Below are 18,001 nucleotides of genomic sequence, written 5' to 3' on the forward strand. Positions count from 1 at the left end.
GACATGAGTAGTGGGCTACAGAATCGGATCCGACTCGACCTGCACGGTTCGCTGCACGCCGGCCGCATCTTCGATGAGCATCTCCGCACCGCCCTCACGGTGCACGCGCCGCCCGAAGAGCTCAGACTTGCCTTCCACGGTGGTCACGTCGATACTGTTCACCCGGACGATCTTCTCGCCGACGGCAAGCCCGGCCCGTGCAGCGCCGAAGCCGTCGGCGATCGTCACGATCTCATAGATTCCGTCGGCGGTGGACTTGAGAGCCATTCCAAAGGTGCCGATCGGCTCCCCAAGCAGCGTCGGCGTATCGGCCGCCGGGGTCAACTCCATCCACGATCCCATGGTCGATACATGCACGCTCTCGTGACTCGCGAGGATCAACCAACCGAGTAGCGCCCGGCGACGACCTTCGGGAATCAAAACGGCGGGCAAGTTGTCGGCGACCGCGCTGCCGATTCCGACGCCGGGAAGCCTGACGATCGACGTCTCGCAGGCCGCGCCGGCGCCAAGTATGTTCGTGCGAATTTGTGCCAGTGAGGCGGCATCAATTCCGGCGTCGGTCAGCACTTCATCGCCCAGTGCCAGTGCCACGGCCCCGCCGGTGTCCAGCAGGGCCTCGCTCGAATTCGCGGCATTCCCCAGGCGAACGCGCAGCGCGATGACGCCGACCTTGAGCGGCGAAAACGGGATCAACGGTCCCCCGACACTGAGATCAACCGCGTCGCTCGGACGATCTCGCGATCCCGCCGGCAGGAGCACCAATTGACGGCCGTGGTCCTCAACCCGCCAGTCAACCTGCATCAGCGCCGGAGCGGACATGATGAAGTCAACGCCCGCCTCGGCAAAGGTGTCGAAGCCCGACTCGTGCATGACTGTAAATGCAGCGCGACCGATCACGACGCCGCCGATGTCCACCGTCTCGGCCACGAACAGTGTCGAATCAAAATCAACAACAACCCCCGTGCGGCAAACGCCGAGGTCGTCGCGCTCCGATCCGTCCACCGGATTCGGCCCGTCACCAACCAGGCCGAATTTTGCAATGGACCTCGGCGAAGCCAGGCTGGTCAGGATCGTTCCGGTGTCCAGAAGAATGTTCGCCGTCACACCGTTGACGCGGCCCTCGACGATCAGGGCAAGCTGAGACTTGACCGCGACGGAGACGCCCTGCGCAGGCGGCGGAACGAGAAGCGTGTCATAGGGAGGAGCGCAGCCGGCGAAGGACAAGGCGATCGCAAAGAGCCGGACACGCCATCGATGCAAAGTGGGATCAGACCTCAAGGACATGACCCATTCTATTTCGTCCCCCGTCCCCCGGCATCACGGATACTGGAAAGTTTGATTTCAGCGGAATCCGGCGCGACGACGGGAAGCCGCGGCTTCACCTGCTCGTCCGGTGTCGCCTCCGTCTCAACCGGCTGGGTCAGGCCGAGCAGGCGAATCCCCACCAGAATCGCCACTGGTTGTCCCGCAATGATGACCCAATCCAGGCGCACAATGGCATAGACGCCGACGAGTGAAACACCGACCAGCCCCAGTGCCACCATTCCCGGACTCAACGTAAATCGCTCGTCTCGCTTCGACGCGATCAGGTGCATGCCGAGGGCCAGCCACAACAGCAGTTGGCCAAGCCCACCCGCCGCGAACAAAAGGAAGTCCGCAAATTCAATTCCCTGAGCCAGCAATTTCCACCCTTCACCCGAGACAGGATACTCGCCGATTCCTATCTCTCGTTATTAAGACCAATCACGGCTGCGTCGGCGCCGGTGAGTCGGTCGAAGATCGGCTATCTCTGGGGGCTTCTTGCCCTCTGCGGGGATATTTGCGTAGCTGCTCTTCAACGACGGTCTGCGATTCGCGGTCGAATCCGAAGGAGAGCATCTCCTCCATCGCCCGGTCCACCGACCACCCTTGTCGCTCGATGCGATACAAGGCGCATAGATATCCCGTGCGGTGTCGGCCCGCTGAGCAGTGCACCAGAACTGGCTGATTCGCCGGTTCATCGACGCACTCAAAAAACGCCCGCACCTGATCGTCGGAAATCGGCACGCGGCTGTCGATCGGAATTCGCACCACCTTCATCCCCAGCGACTCGGCGTATTCCACTTCCTCGGGGACGCGCCGGCTGTCGCCCTTGCGAACGATGAGGACCGTCTTGATTCCCAACTCATCCTGAAGCGCCTCGAGTTGATCCGTGTCGGGCTGTCCGGAACGATAGAGCACCTTCGGCTCAACGACGGCCAGCCGCTTTGGCAGACGCCGGTCGAGCGCGAGGGCGGCCAGACCGGCCCCTCCGGCGACGAGTACGACGATCACGATCAGTCGAAATGTCCGCTTCGACACTTGGGCACCAAACCTCGGAATCATGAATCTCCCATTCGAGAAAGGAACGTCAGCGGCCTAACAAGGTATTCGCGCCGCCGCCCGGGGGCAACCCTTCACATGGCTCAAAGTGCCTTGCGGTGCAGGAGAACGAGAAAAATCGGCACGCCGACAACCGCGGTGATGACCCCGATCGGCAAAACGGCCAGTCCCAGGTTGGTCCCTGAGACCGCACCGGCCCAGACCATCGCCAGTTGCGATATCCAGTCGCACACAGCAAGGAACACGCCGCCCAGCATCGCCGACATCGGCAGCAGGATGCGGCAGTCCCGGCCCACCAGCAGGGCGGTGGTGTGCGGCACGACAAGACCCACGAAACCGATCGGCCCGCAGATCGCCACCACGCACGCCGTCGAAAGGGAAGCGGCGACCACGCAGATGAGTTGCAGTCGCACGACGTTGACGCCGCGCGTGTGCGCCAATTCGTCACCGAGGACGTACTGATTAAGTGCCCGGGCGGACAGGATGAGAACCAGCCAGCAGGGGACCATCAGCGGCAGATTCGAACTCCATTGCAGGTTTCCAATAGTGTCGAGCGAGCCCATCATCCAGCGAATGATCTCAAAAGTTTGTCGCGCGCTGGAGAGCGAGGTGACCAGCATCATCATCGCCGAGCAGAACATGCCCAGCGTGACTCCGGCCAACAGCAACTCATTCGTCGTCAATCGACGAGCGCCGCGCGTGAACACCAATACAATCCCGATGACGGCCAGCGATCCGGCAAAGGCTGTCCATGTGACGCTCGATACTCCGAGCAGGGTAGACGCAAGGCCCAGGCGAATCGCCACCAATGCACCGAGCGAGCCCCCGCTGGCGATCCCGAGTGTGTAGGGCGTGGCAAGGGCATTACGAAAGAGTGTCTGAAACACAACGCCGGCCAGCGCGAGCGTGATGCCCGCCTCCACGGCAAGCAGGGTGCGCGGCAGCCGCAATCGGAAGCCGATTTGATAGGCCATCGGCGCCTCCTTCTGGCCGAAGTGTGCGATCTCGCGCCACGCGTCGATGACGCCGACCGACTTCGACTGGCTCCCGACGCCGGGACTGATCAGGAGAACGCCCGCGAGCAGGAGAAAGCCCGTCACCAGAAGCCGGATATATCGCTTGCGATCGAGCGGTGTCATCCGGGCGCCTCGCTGCCGGCGCTCAAACCGACCGGTATGATCCACGCGGCAGATCCGCTCGCATGCTTTACCTGTTCAAGCTTGACGCGATAGACCGGCTCCAACTGCGCGGGCGCCAGGACATCCGAAGGCGATCCCTGTGCCGCAACCTTCCCCGAATCGAGAAGCATGACGTGCGTGCAGTATCGAGCGGCGAGATTCAGATCGTGCGTTACGACGACGCAGGCCAGTCCCTCGCCGTCAACGAGTCGCCGGACCAATGAGAAAATGGCAAGCTGATGGTAAAGGTCGAGCGCCGAGGTTGGCTCGTCGAGCATCAGGACCGCCGCTCGCTGCGCCAGCGCCGCCGCGACATGCACGCGCTGCGCCTCGCCGCCGGACAGGGTGGCAAGCGATCGCTCGGCGAACTCCATCGTCTCCGTCGCCGCCAGCGAGGCATCGGCGATGGCAAAGTCCTCCGCCGATTCAAACAGTCCGAAAGGCCGATGCGGATAGCGACCCATCAGCACCACCTGCCGCGCCGTCAGACCAATCTCGCGCGTCGGGTTCTGCGGCAGGAAGGAGATGCGTCGCGCACGGGCGCGATCGTCCGTCTCTTTCAGCGGCACACCGTCCAGTGAAATCGTGCCGGACTTTGGCGTAACGATGCCGGCAAGTAGCCGAAGGAGCGTGCTCTTGCCCGCTCCGTTGGGGCCGACGATTCCCCAGCACTCTCCCGGTGCAATGTGCATCGTGACCGGCCCGAGAAAATTGGGCCGACCCTCGAAGCCGAACGTCACGGCATCCGCACCGATGATGGCCTGCCCGGCGTTAGTCAAACTTCGCCTCCGGATGCAGAAGCCGGGCGAGCCTGGCGATGACGTCCACGATCCTCGGCGATGGAATCGTCGCATTCTCGTCGCACAGAATATGAACGCGATTATTTTTGGCGGCGGGGATGCCGCCGAACGCCTGCCATTGGGCAAGCAGCTTGCGCTCCAATTCCTTCGTCAATTCCAATTCCGGCATGGCCTCAATGATAACGTCGGGCTGAGCCACGAGTATCGCCTCTGGCGAAATCGTCGGATAAGCGATGGCGCTGTCGGCAAAGACATTCTCTCCGCCCGCCGCCCTGATCATGTCGTCGACAAAGGTCCCCCTCGCCCCGGTCATGACCGAACTGATGGAGTCCGTGTTGCGCGCGATGGTGATGAGGACGCGCGGACGCGTACGACCGGCAACGGCGCGAGCGATGCGATCTAATCTGTCTCGCATCTCCCTTTCAACCTCGATCGCCTTCTCGCGCGCGTCCAGCAAGTCGCCAAGCTCGCCCAGCGTCTTGTAGATGTCTTCCAGTGTCTCCGTCTTGTCTTCGAAGAGCGTAATCCCGTTGGCCGCGCACAAGTCCTCAACCGCCTTCTGTCGTCCGCGCAGGACAACAAGGTCAGGCCGCAGCGTCAGCATCGCCTCAAGGTTCACATCAAAGAGCCCGCCGATCCGCGGCAGGTCCTTGATCGAATCGGGCCAGACACAAAAGTTACTCACGGCCACAAGCCGATCCGCCGCGCCAAGCGACGCGATGATCTCCGTCGAGTTCGGCGAGATGGAAATGATTCGTCTCGCCACCGGACGGGTTGTCACTTCGCGCGCCGGCTGTTTCTCGCAGGCGCTGGCGGCCATGACCCAGATGATCGACACATGAGCGATGTTTCTCGCACCGCGCGTGACAAAGCGGCGAAGCAGGGGCCTTATCTTCGATGATATGCTGCGGGTCATGACCCCGCGATTGTCGGGGCCGCTCAACTCACCGTCAAAATGCAGGTTCAGGATCGGTGATCGTGACATGCCGGGCGTCCTTGCTACACTCTCTGTATGGCTCGGCCCCGTATCCTCGTCCTCCGCGCTCCCGGCATTAACTGCGACGAGGAGACCGTCTTCGCATGGCAGCGCGCCGGGGCCGACTGCGACCTGGTTCATGTGAAGCAGCTCATCGCCGCGCCGGATTCCCTCGCTCGCTACCAGCTTCTCACCATCCCCGGCGGCTTCAGTTACGGTGACGACATCGCCAGCGGCAAGCTTCTGGCGAACCAGCTTAGCCATCACCTCGGCGACCAGCTCCGCGCCTTCGTCGATCGCGGCGGACTGGTCCTCGGCATCTGCAACGGCTTTCAGGTTCTCGTTCGCATGGGCCTGCTCCCGGGTGACGACTGCGGCGTTCGCGCGACGCTGGCGCTCAACGCTTCCGGACGGTACGAAAACCGTTGGGTGCGACTGCGCGCGACGGAGAATTGTCGTTGTGCCTTCGTCGAGCCGGGTGAGGAGTTCGACCTCCCCGTGGGGCACGGCGAAGGGCGTCTGGTTTTCGACGGCGACGACGAATCCGCGAAGCAACTTCGCGCGATGGGACGCATCACCCTCGAATATATCAGCCTCACCGTGGCGGCCCCGGTGTATCCGGAAAACCCCAATGGCAGCATTGGAAACGCCGCCGCTCTCACCGACGCCACCGGCCGCGTCTTCGGGCTCATGCCGCACCCGGATCGCCACCTCTTCGCCACGCAATCACCGGGACAAAACCGCGATTTCAATGCTGAAACCGCCGGTGCCCGGTTCTTCCGGCGAGTCGTCGATCGCCTTCGCTGATCCTCTTCATCCGCTCGCCCGACTGATTTCCAATCCGCGATACAGGCGCTGCTTGCCCGCCGTCGATAGTCGTCAAAGCGCGAGTCGTCGGCGTTTGCGGCATGCCGCGCCGCGGGGTTGGCCGATGATGCAGAGCCGTCCGGCGGTGCTGATAAGCGCGAGGTCGCAACCGGCCGGTCGCGCTTTTCCGTGAAAGGCATTTCGCATGAACGCGACGACGTTGAAATCCGACCAGATGCTCATACAATCGCACTCACAACCCAAGGCACTCAGAGTAAGGATGCTCGTTATGCCCAGCTTTGCACGGATGCTTTCTCTCCCGCTTCTCACCGTCCTCTTTGTCGGGGCGGCCTGCAACAAGATGCCCTCGCCCTTCACGGTGAAGGACCGCTCGCCGCATGCCGATTCCGACGCGCCGTTCGATCCGCCGAATACCTATCCCGAGTGGGCGTACGATTCGCAGAGCTATGTCAAACCTCCTCAGGAGCTCACGCCCGAGCCGAAGGTCAACGTCAACGATCCGCTGCATTACTTCACCAAGGGAAACGTCGTCATGATCCGCCGACCCGAGGGCTACACGCCGGAAGAGATTCCGCGGGTGGCCATCTGGTACACGGACAACAACGGCTTCCACTGGAACAAGGCCGGCTACTTCGGGCGCGAGCAGACCTTCTTTCCGTTTGAAGCGCCCGAGGATGGCGATTACGGCATTCGCTTTGTCGGTCCCGGGCAAGACCCCGCGCTTCATTCGCTCCCCTATCCGGAGCGCGTGTATCACGTCGACACGGCGCTGCCCGATGTCGTCGTGACCGTCGAGCCGGAGAAGACCTGGTACAACGTCGGCGAGACGGTGACGATTTCCTGGAAGGCTGAAGACGCGCATCTGATCGAGTACCCGGTGCGCATCGGTCGCCTGCTCGACTTCACCGCCGACGGCGCCAACGCGCTGGAGCTTCAGCGCGACCTGGCCGACGAGGGTCAGATCACCTACACCATTCCCGAAGACGCGCTCGATCACGAAGCGCGCTTCCGCGTCGATGCCCTTGACCGCGCCGGAAATCTCGGTGTTGCCATCTCGTTTGCACTCCAGGTCGTCCCCGAAGAGCAGGAAGACGTTTCCGAGCTCGAAGGCGGTGGCGAGATCGCGAAGGCCAATGTCGGTCCGGCGACCGACGCCTCCGAGGCAAACGCGTTGGCGTATTACGACGGCATCAACACGCCGGCGCTGAAGCAGACGTCCGTCGGCCCCGCGAAGACTCCGGTGTCCTCCGTCAAGCCGACTTTGGCGGAAGGCGACGCCGCGCTGCACGAGCCTTCGACCCTCGGCGATGCCGACTTCGACAGCGTGGCCATCGACGCATCGCTGGAGCCGACCCCAACCGGCGGCGACGCGCCGCTGCCGATGGCCACCATCGCCGCGCGAGCGGCCGAGCCGGAGGCCCAGCTTGTCTGGGATGCGGCGGCAACCGGGGCGACCGTCGGGGATACGCCGTTCCCACTCGGCCGAACCGATGGTGCCACAACTATGACACCCGTTAACGAGGTCCACATCGGAAAGCCCGACATCGCCGTGTCTCACGAGGCGACCCCCGATGGCGACGGGTTCCAGCCCCGCTCCGACGCCATTCTGGAGGAGTACTTCACCGTGCCGCAGCGTCCGGTGCAGTCGGAGCCGGAGCCCGCGAAACCGGCGGAGCCTTCCGCCCGGTCTATCATGGAGTCGAACCCCGCCTATCAGTCGATCGGCCTGACTCATGCCGACGGCCTGCTGGTGCCGATGCCCGCGACGATCGCCCCCGGCGAGACGAAGCTCGGCACGGTCCTGGCTCATCCGTGGCGCTCGCTGACCGATGTGTGGCCTGTCGCGATTCAGACTGTCTGGCTGCTCCCTCGGCCGAACTTCCAGTCGAAGTCGCTCAACGAACTCTTCGAGGGCAGGTTCCTCGCCGCCGGCAAGATCACCTACCCGGTCAGCGAGCCGGCCCCGGTCAATCGCACCGTGGTCAGCGCCCCCGATGCGGTTCTGAGCACGGAAGTGAACATCCAGCCGTAGCGGGATATTTCCCCCGGATTTTTTTTCTCGAATTGCGTGAGACACGAAGCCCACGGATTGGGATCCGTGGGCTTTTTTTTGTCGCGCAGGGGCGCTTGGAAGGCCGGCGCGAGGCGCTTTGGGCGCGCCTGAAGGGTCCAAGAGCAAGGTGACATACGGTGACACAAGCCTCGCGGAGATTGTTCCAACACTTGTGGCGGTCATGTGTTGGGGCAGCGGGCGAATTGGGTGGTTTTTGCGTGAAAACCGCCTGGCACACGCGGCATGTGGCGTCGGGTTTGCCTTCGGATCGCCGGAGATTCTGAATGCTTGTTTGCGGAGCATCGCGGGGACTCCTCCATAAGAACTTTTGCTCCATGTGCGCGCCTGGAAGGGTGAATTAGGGAGGGCCGGCGAGCGAGTAGGGAGTGCGTGCACGAGCGAAACGGCGCGGAGGCGAGACAGGCGGCGCGATCTCAGGTGAGGTCGATGAGTTTTTCGACGCTCGGCGGCGGGATGGGGCTTAGCCAGGCGCGGAGGAGCAATTCGGTTTCCTGAGTTGTTATGGTCAGGGTCTGGTTGCGGCTTTCCTCCACGACGAAGACGGTCCAGGACTCCCTGCGCGATTGGACCGCGACCAGGGTTGCGGACTTGGGGGTGAACAGTTCGAGGTCTGATTGGGTTGCGTTCTTTGACTTCTTTCGGAGTAACAGACCGCCGGGGACGATGAGCCATTCCAGGTGCAAATGCTCAAATGAAAACCCCGCCACACCTGCCAACGCCATCAAAAACGTCGCGACAAAAAACAACAATGACAATGTAACGACCCCCTGTCGATATGACGTCACGGCAGCCTGAATGACTTGTATTGCGATCATTAGAACTATCGGCCAAACCCAAACCAGGCGAAACGACCGCCGTATGCGTCGACCGATGGCCGTCTCCCCTGCGCTTGCACGAAGCCCCCTGCTCTCCTTCGCTTCGTCGCTCACATGGTTCGACATCGCATCCGCCAATTGGACGAACTGCTCGTCGGATTCGTCGAGGCTGACGGCGGGGAAGTTCACATCGAGCGGCTCGATCTCACCGACGGTATCGGTCCAGTGGAGTCGAATCGCCGAGGGTGAATTGCGATGGCGGGCCAGGGACTTCAGCCTGTTCACGATCAGGTAGTTCGGTCCGTCAACCGCGACGCGGGAGGCAATATGAGCCAGCGCGTCTTTGACTTGTCCCTTATCCGTCAGGCTCTTTGCCTCGGCGAGAGCCCGACGGCGATTTCGGTCCGACTCGATGACGACTGCGAAGATGGCAAGCGCCGTGACCGCGACGAGCGCGACAATCGCCACGATGGCATTGAGGGCGCCGATCAGCGCGCAGATGACTATCAGAACGAAGTACAGGCCGGCGGAGGCTGGGACGTAGATGCTGAGTTGGAGCGCACTGGGCTTTTTGAACTTCACGTCCACGAGGCCCGGTGGGGATTGCGGGCTCGCATTTGCGACAGCTTCAGTTGTCTTGACCTGGGTCATGGATGGCGTTCCGGCCCGGCGGGGTGCGTGTCGTGCATTTTTTTGACAGCCCACGCCTCGTGCGCTATCTTATCACGTTGCCCCGCTTCCCATCGAGCCGGGGTTTTTGGTGAACCGTCTCATTTGAAACTACGGAATCGGCCGGGTGTGACGAGGCGGACTACGCACGAGCTGGAAGCTCATGCTACCCGATTTTGAGAAGCCGCGAACCGGAGGGTGGTCGAGAGAATACGCGCGGGCGAAAGAATACGCGCGGGCGAAAGCTACGCACGAGCTGGAAGCTCATGCTACCCGATTTTGAGAAGTCGCGAGCCGGAGGGTGGCCGAGAGAATACGCACGAGCGAAACGCTACGCACGAGCGAAAGAATACGCACGAGCTGGAAGCTCATGCTACCCGATTTTGAGAAGCCGCGAGCCGGAGGGTGGCCGAGAGAATACGCACGAGCGAAACGCTACGCACGAGCTGGAAGCTCATGCTACCCGATTTTGAGAAGCCGCGAACCGGAGGGTGGCCGAGAGAATACGCACGAGCGAAACGCTACGCACGAGCTGGAAGCTCATGCTACCCGAGGGCGAGAACGCACGAGCCGGAGGCTCATGCTACCCGGACCATCAACCGAGACCGACAATGGGCGTCTGACGCGTCCTTGAAACACGCACATTCAGGAGGTATCCCATGGCTACTGCCACCGCACCTGCACCGGTCAAGTCGGACGTGAAGATTGAATACACCAAGTGCCTGATCGACGGCCAATGGGTCGATGCGGTCGCCGGCCGGACGTTTGAGACGATCAACCCGGCGACGGGCGACGTGATCGCGCATGTGGCCGAGGGCGACGAGCCGGATGTGGACAAGGCGGTGAAGGCGGCGCGCAAGGCCTTCGAGAGCGGGCCGTGGCCGAAGATGTCCGCCTCGCAGCGCGGCAACTTGATGTACAAGCTGGCCGACCTGATCGAGAAGAACAAGGAGAAGCTGGCGGCGCTGGAGACGCTGGACAACGGCAAGCCGATCCGCGATTCGCTGAATGCCGACCTGCCGCTGACGGTGGCGTGCTATCGCTACTACGCGGGCTGGGCGGACAAGATTCACGGCAAGACGATCCCGATCAACGGGCCGTTTTTCTGTTATACGCGGCACGAGCCGATCGGCGTTTGTGCGCAGATCATCCCGTGGAACTTTCCGCTGCTGATGCAGGCGTGGAAGTGGGGACCGGCGCTGGCGACGGGCAACACGGTCATTCTCAAGCCGGCCGAGCAGACGCCGCTGACGGCGCTTTATGTCGGGCAGCTTGCGCTTGAGGCGGGCTTTCCGCCGGGCGTCATCAACATCATCCCCGGCATGGGCCCGACGGCAGGCGGCGCGATGGCCCGGCACATGGACATCGACAAGGTGGCGTTCACCGGCAGCACCGAGGTGGGCAAGCTGATCATGGCGGCTTCGGCGAAGAGCAACCTCAAGCGCGTCGGCCTGGAGCTGGGCGGGAAGAGCCCGAACATCGTTTTCGCGGATGCTGACGCGGATGCGGCGATCCAGGGGGCGTACTTCGCGCTGTTCTTCAACCAGGGGCAGTGCTGCTCCGCCGGATCGCGGCTTTACGTGGAAGAGAAGATTCACGGCGAATTCGTCGAGAAGCTCAAGGGCATCGCCAAGAGCCGGCGCGTGGGCGATCCGTTTGACATGAAGACGCACCAGGGCCCGCAGGTGAGCCGCGAGCAGTTTGACCGGGTGATGAACTACATCGACAGCGGCAACCAGCAGGGCGCCAAGATGGTGGCCGGGGGAAGCCGGGTCGGCGATCGGGGCTTTTTCATCGAGCCGACGGTGTTCGACGGCGTCAACGAAGAAATGACCATCGCGCAGGAGGAGATCTTCGGCCCGGTGCTTTGCGTGATGCCGTTCAAGGACATCGACGAGGTAATCGCCCGGGCGAATCGCTCGGTGTACGGCCTTGCCGCGGCGGTGTGGACGAAGGACATCCAGAAGGCGATGACGATCTCCAACAGCATGCGAGCCGGAACGGTGTGGGTGAACTGCTACAACGTGTTCGACGCGGCGGCGCCTTTCGGCGGATTCAAGCAGTCGGGCATCGGCCGGGAGCTTGGCGAGTATGCGTTGGAGAACTACTGCGAAATCAAGACGGTGACGATGAAGCTGTAGGACGGCCGGCGGCGATCCATTCGGCGCGAACAGTGAGCAAGCATTCTCATTTGAGATGCCCACACGCTCGCTTATTCCGCGCTCTTGTCCCGACCGTGCGCGCTGTACATCGCGATCGCGCGATCTAAGGCCGCGTGTACCAGGCGGTTTTCACGCCAAAACCACCCCAAACTCGAATCGCCCCAACACGTGCCCGGCACATGGGTTGCAATCGCCCGCCGAGATTTTTTTCGCCTTATGTCACCTACGATTTTGTGAGGTCCATCCACGGGCAGGCCGCTGTGCGCGAGGCGGACGGGCCGTCCGCAGCGCGCGGAAGAGGCATCGCGGGCATTCACTTCGAGCGAGTCGATCGAAGGATCGCTATGGGTTGATGGTGGCGTCGATGAAGAGCTGGACGTCGAGACCGTCGGGGGCGCCGCTGTCGTCGAGATCGCTTCGGTCGATGTGGCCGGCGTCGGTATCGAGGCCGAGGAGGACCTGGGTGAAGAGATCGACGTCGATGTCATCGCGGTTACAGTCGTCGTTGATATCGGCGGCGAGGCCGCAGGGGGTGACTGCGAAGGCGATGTTTGCATCACCGCCGGCGATGCCATCGCCGGTGGGCAGTGAGGCGGGATCGTCGGCGACGGCGACTTCACCGTCCAGGGTCTGGCCGCTGTTGGCGGCGGTGACGCCGGAGACGACCAGGGTGTAGTCGTCGGGGGGCAGCGGCGCGTCGAGATTGAGGATGGCGGGGTTTACGTTCACGCCGGAGAGGAGTGTGAACGACCTGGCGCCAAAGTTGGCGCCGGTGATCGAGAAGTTCGCCGCGGAGGCGTTGACGTTGGTGTGGAACCAGACGGCGACCTGGGTGGTGGGAGACAGGCCGGAGATTTCGGCGCCGGGGGCCGGGGTGACCTGCACGATCTTCGGCGGGCCGGGCTGGTAGCTGACGTTGGAGAGGCCGGAGCGGAGGATCCACTGCTCGGGATCGAAGCTGCTGGCGGTGGCCGGCGCGTTAATGGGGACGACGAACCACTGGGTGCGCTGGTCGTTGGCAACGCTGATGTCCTGCGGGGAGCCCGCAATGGTGGTTCGGAGGCGGACGGGCATTTTGAAGGTGCTGGGCCAGCCGGCGGTCGTGTGGGTCTGGGCGATTTTCGCGAGGAGGTAGTTCTGGCCGTTGATGTTGGCGGACTGCCAGCCGTACTGATAAGCGGCGGCGCCGGGGCCGTAGACCCACTGGTCGAAGAACCATGAGAGGTCCTGACCGTAGGTGTTGGCGGCGATGGCGGCGAAGTCGTCGGTGGTCGCGGCGGAGCCCTCGAAAGCGGCGCGATAGTTGGCGAGGATCTGGAAGAAGGTTTCGTCGCCGACGACGCCGCGAAGCTGGTGGAGAACCCAGCTTCCCTTGTTGTAGCTGGAGTCGGAATCGAAGATGCCGCTGTAATTGGCGGTGTCGTACACGTAAACGGTCTTGGAGAGATTGCTGGGCTTTCGGTTCAGCATGGCGGAGAGATAGCCGGGCGTGTTGACTCCCCCGCCGCGGCGCTCGATCCAGATGGCTTCGGAGAAAGTGGCGAAGCCTTCGTTGAGCCAGATGTCGCTCCAGGTCTTGCAGGTGATCATGTCGCCCCACCACTGGTGCCCCAGTTCGTGGGCGATGGTCGATTCGTTGAAGGTGCCCAGGCCGGTCATGGTCTGATGCTCCATGCCGCCGCCGAAGTTGAAGTTGTAGTGGCCGTACTTTTCGTTGATGAAGGGGTATTCGCCGAAGACGGTGCGGAAGACGGGGAGCATGCTCAGGCATCTTTCCCAGGCGGTGCGGTTTCCGGGCGTGTCGCTCTCCGGGTAGATGTAGAACTCGACGGGCATCGACCCGCCGGGGTAGTTGTAGGTTCGCGTCCATTTGTTGTAGTTGGTGGAGGCGATGGAGACGAGGTAGGGCGCGATCTGGTAATTGCTGTGCCAGTGGGTGCGGCGACGATTTCCGCTCAGGAACTCCTCACTGACGAGGATGCCGTTGGCGGCGGTGGTGAAGTTGTTGGGGACGGTGTAGGTCAGGTCAATGGTGGCCTTGTCGCTGTTGTCGCCGGGCAGGCCGGCGTCGCCATCCTTTACGGGCCACCAGGAATAGGAGTAGTAGGGCTCACTGAGGCTGAAGATAATCTGAGAACTACCGTGGGGGCCGACCTTGAATGAGCCGAAGCCGAGCGGCCAGGACTCTCCGGTGTATTCGATGGTCAGGGTGAAAATTTCGTCGACACCGTAGCTGCGATCGAGGGTGACGAGGCGCGTCGAGTCACTGACTTCCGTGACGGTGACGGGGATGGTGTCGTCAATCATCGCGCTAAGGATTTCGTATTGAAACCGAAGGCGAAACGTGAATTCGGTGAGATTGGGAACTTTGCTCTGGATGGTGATTGTGTTTCGTCCGTCGAGGGTGGCGTGCGGGATTCCGAGGCTGACGAGATTGGAGAACTCGATATCGAGGTCGTAGTGAAGGACATCGGTGTCATGGAAACCTTCGCGCGGCGTCGCGTGGGAAGATGCCGCGGGGTCGCGATCGTGAAGACCGATCATGGCCTGGGCCTTGCCGCAACCCTGAATCTCCGGCTCGTGGCAGGCGCCGTAGTGAACGGCGGAAACCGGAGATGCAGTGAGAAAAGGCAAGATGATCGCCGCAGCGCTCAAGAAACGAAGCGGCCGCTGGAAGTGGCAAGCAAGACTCATTGATGAAAAACCCCTCTGCGGGACGGTTGTCCCGAACGGAAGACTCCGGCAGCCGGACGATGTTGTTTTAGCGAAAGCGACACTTTCCCGCTCACGCCGGTCGGGGCTGAGGCAGGCGTCCTGACGCTTTTGATTATATCGGGTGCGGTCGCCGACTCAAAGCCATTTACTTGCGGTAATAGAGTGGGTCGGGGAGACTCTTCGGGCCTTTGCCATGCCCCGTCGGCGGGCAAAAGAGGCACACGGGAGAACGCTTATGGGTCAGTGCTCGGCGTGCGGCGCAGATGTCGGTGAATCGGCAAAGTATTGCGGCCGTTGCGGGATTGTATTGGCCGGCGGGGCCGTTGGTTCAGGCGACAGTGTGCCAGCACACAAGCCATACGTCTCCAGCGAGACGGCGATGCCGGAGATGGGGTTCGCCCCGGTTCTTGTCGGCGCTATCCTGGGAATCATATTCGGCGCCTCGTCGCTGTACCTGGTGCTGAAGGTGGGGATGACGGTTTCGGCGTCGATCCCGATCGCGGTGCTTTCGATCACGCTCTTTCGGGTGTTCAGTCCGCTGGCCGGCCGGAACGCGACCATATTGGAGAACAACATCGTGCAGACGACGGGGTCGGCGGGCGAGTCGATCGCCTTCGGCGTCGGTGTGACGATGCCGGCACTGCTGATTCTCGGGTACGACCTCGAGGTGGTGCGGGTCATGCTGGTGGCGGTGCTGGGCGGTTTGCTCGGCGTTTTGATGATGATCCCGCTGCGACGGGTGTTCATCGTGAAGCAGCACGGAAAGCTGACTTATCCCGAGGGCGTGGCGTGCGCCGACGTGCTGATCGTGGGAGAGAAAGGCGGCTCTTCGGCGGCGAAGGTATTTACGGGATTCGGGATGGCGTTCGTCTATCAGTGGCTGATGGCGGGCTTCAAGTTCTGGCAGGATACGCCCGGGCGGCTTCTCAAGTTCTTCAAGGCGGACGGCAGCGTCGCGTTTGAGTTCAAGGGGGCGGCGGTGGCGATGGAGGCTTCGCCGGCCCTGCTCGGCGTGGGTTATGTGATTGGTCCGCGCATCGCGTGCATCATGGTGGGCGGCGGCATTCTGGCGTCGTGGGTCCTGATACCGGCGATCATGCTCTTCGGCGACGGGCTCAGTGCGCCGCTGTTTCCGGCGGAGAAGCTGATCCGAGACATGACCATCGGCGAGATATGGCACGACTACGTGCTGTACATCGGGGCCGGGGCGGTCGCGGCGGGCGGCATCATCAGCATGATGCAGTCGATGCCGATGATCATCGGGTCGATTAAGTCGGGACTCGGCGACCTGGCCGGTTCGCGGGCGAAGAACGGGGCCGTCAAAGTCGCGGCGCCGACGGCGATGCGCATCGATCGCGACATGTCGATGAAGGTCGTGCTGGTCGGGTGCGCGGGGCTGATCATCGCGATCTGGGCGGCGCCGATGCTGGAGATGAACCTGCTGGGCGCGGCGCTCATCGTCGTGTTCGGATTCTTGTTCGTGACGGTGTCGGCGCGGCTGACGGGCGAGATCGGGTCGTCATCCAATCCGATTTCCGGCATGACGGTGGCGACGCTGCTGCTGACGTGCCTCATCTTCGTGGCGATCGGATGGACCGGGGCGAGCCATCGGCTGACGGCGCTTTCGATCGCGGCGATCGTTTGCATCGCATCTTCAAACGGCGGAACGGTGGCGCAATGCCTGAAGACGGGGTACATCGTCGGCGCTACGCCGCGGCACCAGCAGGTGTCGATTCTGGTCGGGGCCATCACTTCGGCACTGGTGATCGGCTTTACCATTTTGCTGCTGAACGATTCGGGCACGGTCTATTCCACGAAGGAATTGCCGACCCGGACGATCGACGTGACGAAGCTCGACGCCGAGGCGAAGGTTCACGTCGGCGGGACCTACGCGGACGACGATCAGGCTGAGTACCTCGTCCTGCAGGCGCGGGTGGGCGAAATCGAGGGCGTACCACAGGGCAAGTACCTGGTGAACGATGCCGGAAATATCTGCTATCTCGTCGATCCCGGCATCAACGGCAAACTTGAGAAGCGCGACGACGGGGTGAAGGTGAACAAGTACATCGCCCCAAAGGCGGCACTGATGTCGTTCATCGTGGACGGCATTCTGACTCAGAAGCTCCCGTGGGCGCTGGTTTTGTTGGGGGTGGCTATCTCCATTGTCCTGGAGCTTGCGGGCATTCCCTCTTTGCCGTTCGCGGTCGGCGTATATCTGCCGTTGTCGGCGTCGACGCCGATTTTCGCCGGCGGAGTCATGCGTTGGCTGGCCGACAAGAAGGCGAGGCGCTCCGCGGCGGAATCGGAGATGAGCCCCGGCGTGCTGCTATCGTCGGGCTATATCGCGGGCGGGACCATCGGGGGCATCCTCGTGGCGATCATCGCGGCGAAGTGGCCGGAGTTGGCGGCGTCGATGGATGTGGGCGAAAGCGTGCTGGGCAAGCTGGCCGCGAATCCGGGGCTGACGCTTCTGCCGTTCGGGCTTCTGACGGTCGTCCTGTTGATGGTGGGATGCCGGAAGTCCGAGGCTTAGGTCGCGGCTACGACGCCTTTTTGGCGTGCTCCAGGTGGCGGTCAAAGTTTTCGATGTAGGCATCGATCACGTCGGCGGCGTTTTTGAGAATCAAGATATTCTCCGCGTTCTTGTCTTCGGCGGCCTTGGTGAAGTTGTACGAGCCGGTGATGAGCGCCCTGCCATCGACGATGGCGATCTTGTTGTTGGCGGTGTTGTGTTCGCGATCGAAATAGACGCGGACGCCGTCACGGCGCAGGACGCGCCAAGGGCCGTAGGTCGCCTTCTCCTGAGACTTGTCGAGGATGACGTCGACTTTGACGCCGCGTTTGGCGGCCTTGCCCAGGACTTCGGCGATTCGCTTCGAGGTGAAGATGTACATCTGAATGCGGATGTTCTTTTTGGCGGAACTCAGCTCTTCGACGATGCGACTCTCGCAGCCGCCGCCGGGCGAGAAGACGGCCTCGGCGCGGATGGCGCCGCCCTTTCGTGACTTGGTCATGGCGCCGGGCCCCATCGCCGTGGCCAGGAGGGCCGTGACGATGACACCGACGGCGGCGATGAGGGGGGCGGGCCTGCGAAGGGCGGAGACGGACGAGGTGAGATGATCAAGTGCCATGAAATGGACCTCCTAAACGGCGATCGAACGACGCCTCGGGCGGTGATCCTACCGAAGTTGGGAGGTCCGGGTCCAGAGAAATTCGGGACATGTTAACGAGGGTTCTGAACGCCGTTGGCGGGCGGATTTGAGTTTCGATTCCGCGCATTGCGGGGCGCGCTGGCCGATCTGTTTGCGACCGAACGATAGCCTCTCGCGAGGTCGATGTCGCAACGATTCTCGCTGGATCAGGGCGATTCTCGATCAAGCGTTTCGATTTCGCTCGCACTGGTTCATGTCGTTCGCACGGGCT

Annotated in this window: 14 protein-coding genes; 4 read left to right on the forward strand and 10 right to left on the reverse strand. The window is 62.5% G+C overall.

Features of this window, described 5'->3' with window-relative positions; all coding sequences use genetic code 11:
• Positions 1 to 15: 15 nt before the first annotated feature.
• The 6 genes from HS101_17135 to HS101_17160 form a co-directional block, all read right to left on the reverse strand.
• Positions 16 to 1,284 (reverse strand): retropepsin-like domain-containing protein, encoded by a 1,269-nt coding sequence (locus HS101_17135; GenBank protein ID MBE7507990.1) that lies wholly within the window; start codon positions 1,282 to 1,284, stop codon positions 16 to 18.
• Positions 1,285 to 1,292: 8 nt separating this feature from the next.
• On the reverse strand, positions 1,293 to 1,682 hold the full coding sequence (locus HS101_17140; GenBank protein ID MBE7507991.1) for a hypothetical protein: 390 nt from the start codon (positions 1,680 to 1,682) through the stop codon (positions 1,293 to 1,295).
• 61 nt (positions 1,683 to 1,743) lie between these two features.
• Complete coding sequence (locus HS101_17145; protein ID MBE7507992.1) at positions 1,744 to 2,364, reverse strand: tyrosine-protein phosphatase; 621 nt, start codon at positions 2,362 to 2,364, stop codon at positions 1,744 to 1,746.
• 80 nt (positions 2,365 to 2,444) lie between these two features.
• The gene (locus HS101_17150) at positions 2,445 to 3,500 is read right to left on the reverse strand and encodes an iron ABC transporter permease (GenBank protein ID MBE7507993.1); all 1,056 of its coding nucleotides are present in this window, start codon (positions 3,498 to 3,500) and stop codon (positions 2,445 to 2,447) included.
• Entirely contained in the window at positions 3,497 to 4,318 is an 822-nt protein-coding gene (locus tag HS101_17155) for an ABC transporter ATP-binding protein (GenBank protein ID MBE7507994.1), read from the reverse strand. The genes HS101_17150 and HS101_17155 overlap by 4 nt, the downstream gene beginning before the upstream one ends.
• The gene (locus HS101_17160) at positions 4,311 to 5,324 is read right to left on the reverse strand and encodes an ABC transporter substrate-binding protein (protein ID MBE7507995.1); all 1,014 of its coding nucleotides are present in this window, start codon (positions 5,322 to 5,324) and stop codon (positions 4,311 to 4,313) included. The genes HS101_17155 and HS101_17160 overlap by 8 nt, the downstream gene beginning before the upstream one ends.
• Positions 5,325 to 5,351: 27 nt before the next feature.
• Here HS101_17160 and HS101_17165 point away from each other — a divergent pair, with 27 nt between their 5' ends.
• Positions 5,352 to 6,122, forward strand: coding sequence for a phosphoribosylformylglycinamidine synthase subunit PurQ (locus tag HS101_17165; GenBank protein ID MBE7507996.1), 771 nt, complete (start codon positions 5,352 to 5,354; stop codon positions 6,120 to 6,122).
• A 72-nt stretch (positions 6,123 to 6,194) separates the two neighbouring features.
• Here HS101_17165 and HS101_17170 read toward each other — a convergent pair whose 3' ends face one another.
• A complete protein-coding gene (locus tag HS101_17170; GenBank protein MBE7507997.1) occupies positions 6,195 to 6,365 on the reverse strand; it encodes a hypothetical protein in 171 nt (56 codons plus the stop codon).
• A gap of 46 nt (positions 6,366 to 6,411) precedes the next feature.
• Between HS101_17170 and HS101_17175 the strand changes: the two genes are divergently transcribed.
• A complete protein-coding gene (locus HS101_17175; protein MBE7507998.1) occupies positions 6,412 to 8,175 on the forward strand; it encodes a hypothetical protein in 1,764 nt (587 codons plus the stop codon).
• A gap of 455 nt (positions 8,176 to 8,630) precedes the next feature.
• On the opposite strand, the gene HS101_17180 is transcribed toward HS101_17175, so the two are convergent.
• A complete protein-coding gene (locus tag HS101_17180; GenBank protein MBE7507999.1) occupies positions 8,631 to 9,683 on the reverse strand; it encodes a hypothetical protein in 1,053 nt (350 codons plus the stop codon).
• A 677-nt stretch (positions 9,684 to 10,360) separates the two neighbouring features.
• On the opposite strand from HS101_17180, the gene HS101_17185 reads away from it, so the two are divergent.
• A complete protein-coding gene (locus HS101_17185) occupies positions 10,361 to 11,842 on the forward strand; it encodes an aldehyde dehydrogenase family protein (GenBank protein ID MBE7508000.1) in 1,482 nt (493 codons plus the stop codon).
• Positions 11,843 to 12,205: 363 nt separating this feature from the next.
• On the opposite strand, the gene HS101_17190 is transcribed toward HS101_17185, so the two are convergent.
• Positions 12,206 to 14,557: a hypothetical protein gene (locus HS101_17190; GenBank protein ID MBE7508001.1), complete on the reverse strand. Its 2,352-nt coding sequence runs from the start codon at positions 14,555 to 14,557 to the stop codon at positions 12,206 to 12,208.
• Between the two features lie 400 nt (positions 14,558 to 14,957).
• Here HS101_17190 and HS101_17195 point away from each other — a divergent pair, with 400 nt between their 5' ends.
• Positions 14,958 to 17,111 carry an oligopeptide transporter, OPT family gene (locus HS101_17195; GenBank protein ID MBE7508002.1) on the forward strand — a complete coding sequence of 718 codons (2,154 nt, stop codon included), beginning with the start codon at positions 14,958 to 14,960 and terminating at the stop codon, positions 17,109 to 17,111.
• 7 nt (positions 17,112 to 17,118) lie between these two features.
• On the opposite strand, the gene HS101_17200 is transcribed toward HS101_17195, so the two are convergent.
• On the reverse strand, positions 17,119 to 17,709 hold the full coding sequence (locus HS101_17200) for a phospholipase D family protein (protein MBE7508003.1): 591 nt from the start codon (positions 17,707 to 17,709) through the stop codon (positions 17,119 to 17,121).
• Positions 17,710 to 18,001 lie beyond the last annotated feature (292 nt).

Source organism: Planctomycetia bacterium (genome assembly GCA_015075745.1).
Classification (GTDB): domain Bacteria; phylum Planctomycetota; class Phycisphaerae; order UBA1845; family UTPLA1; genus UTPLA1.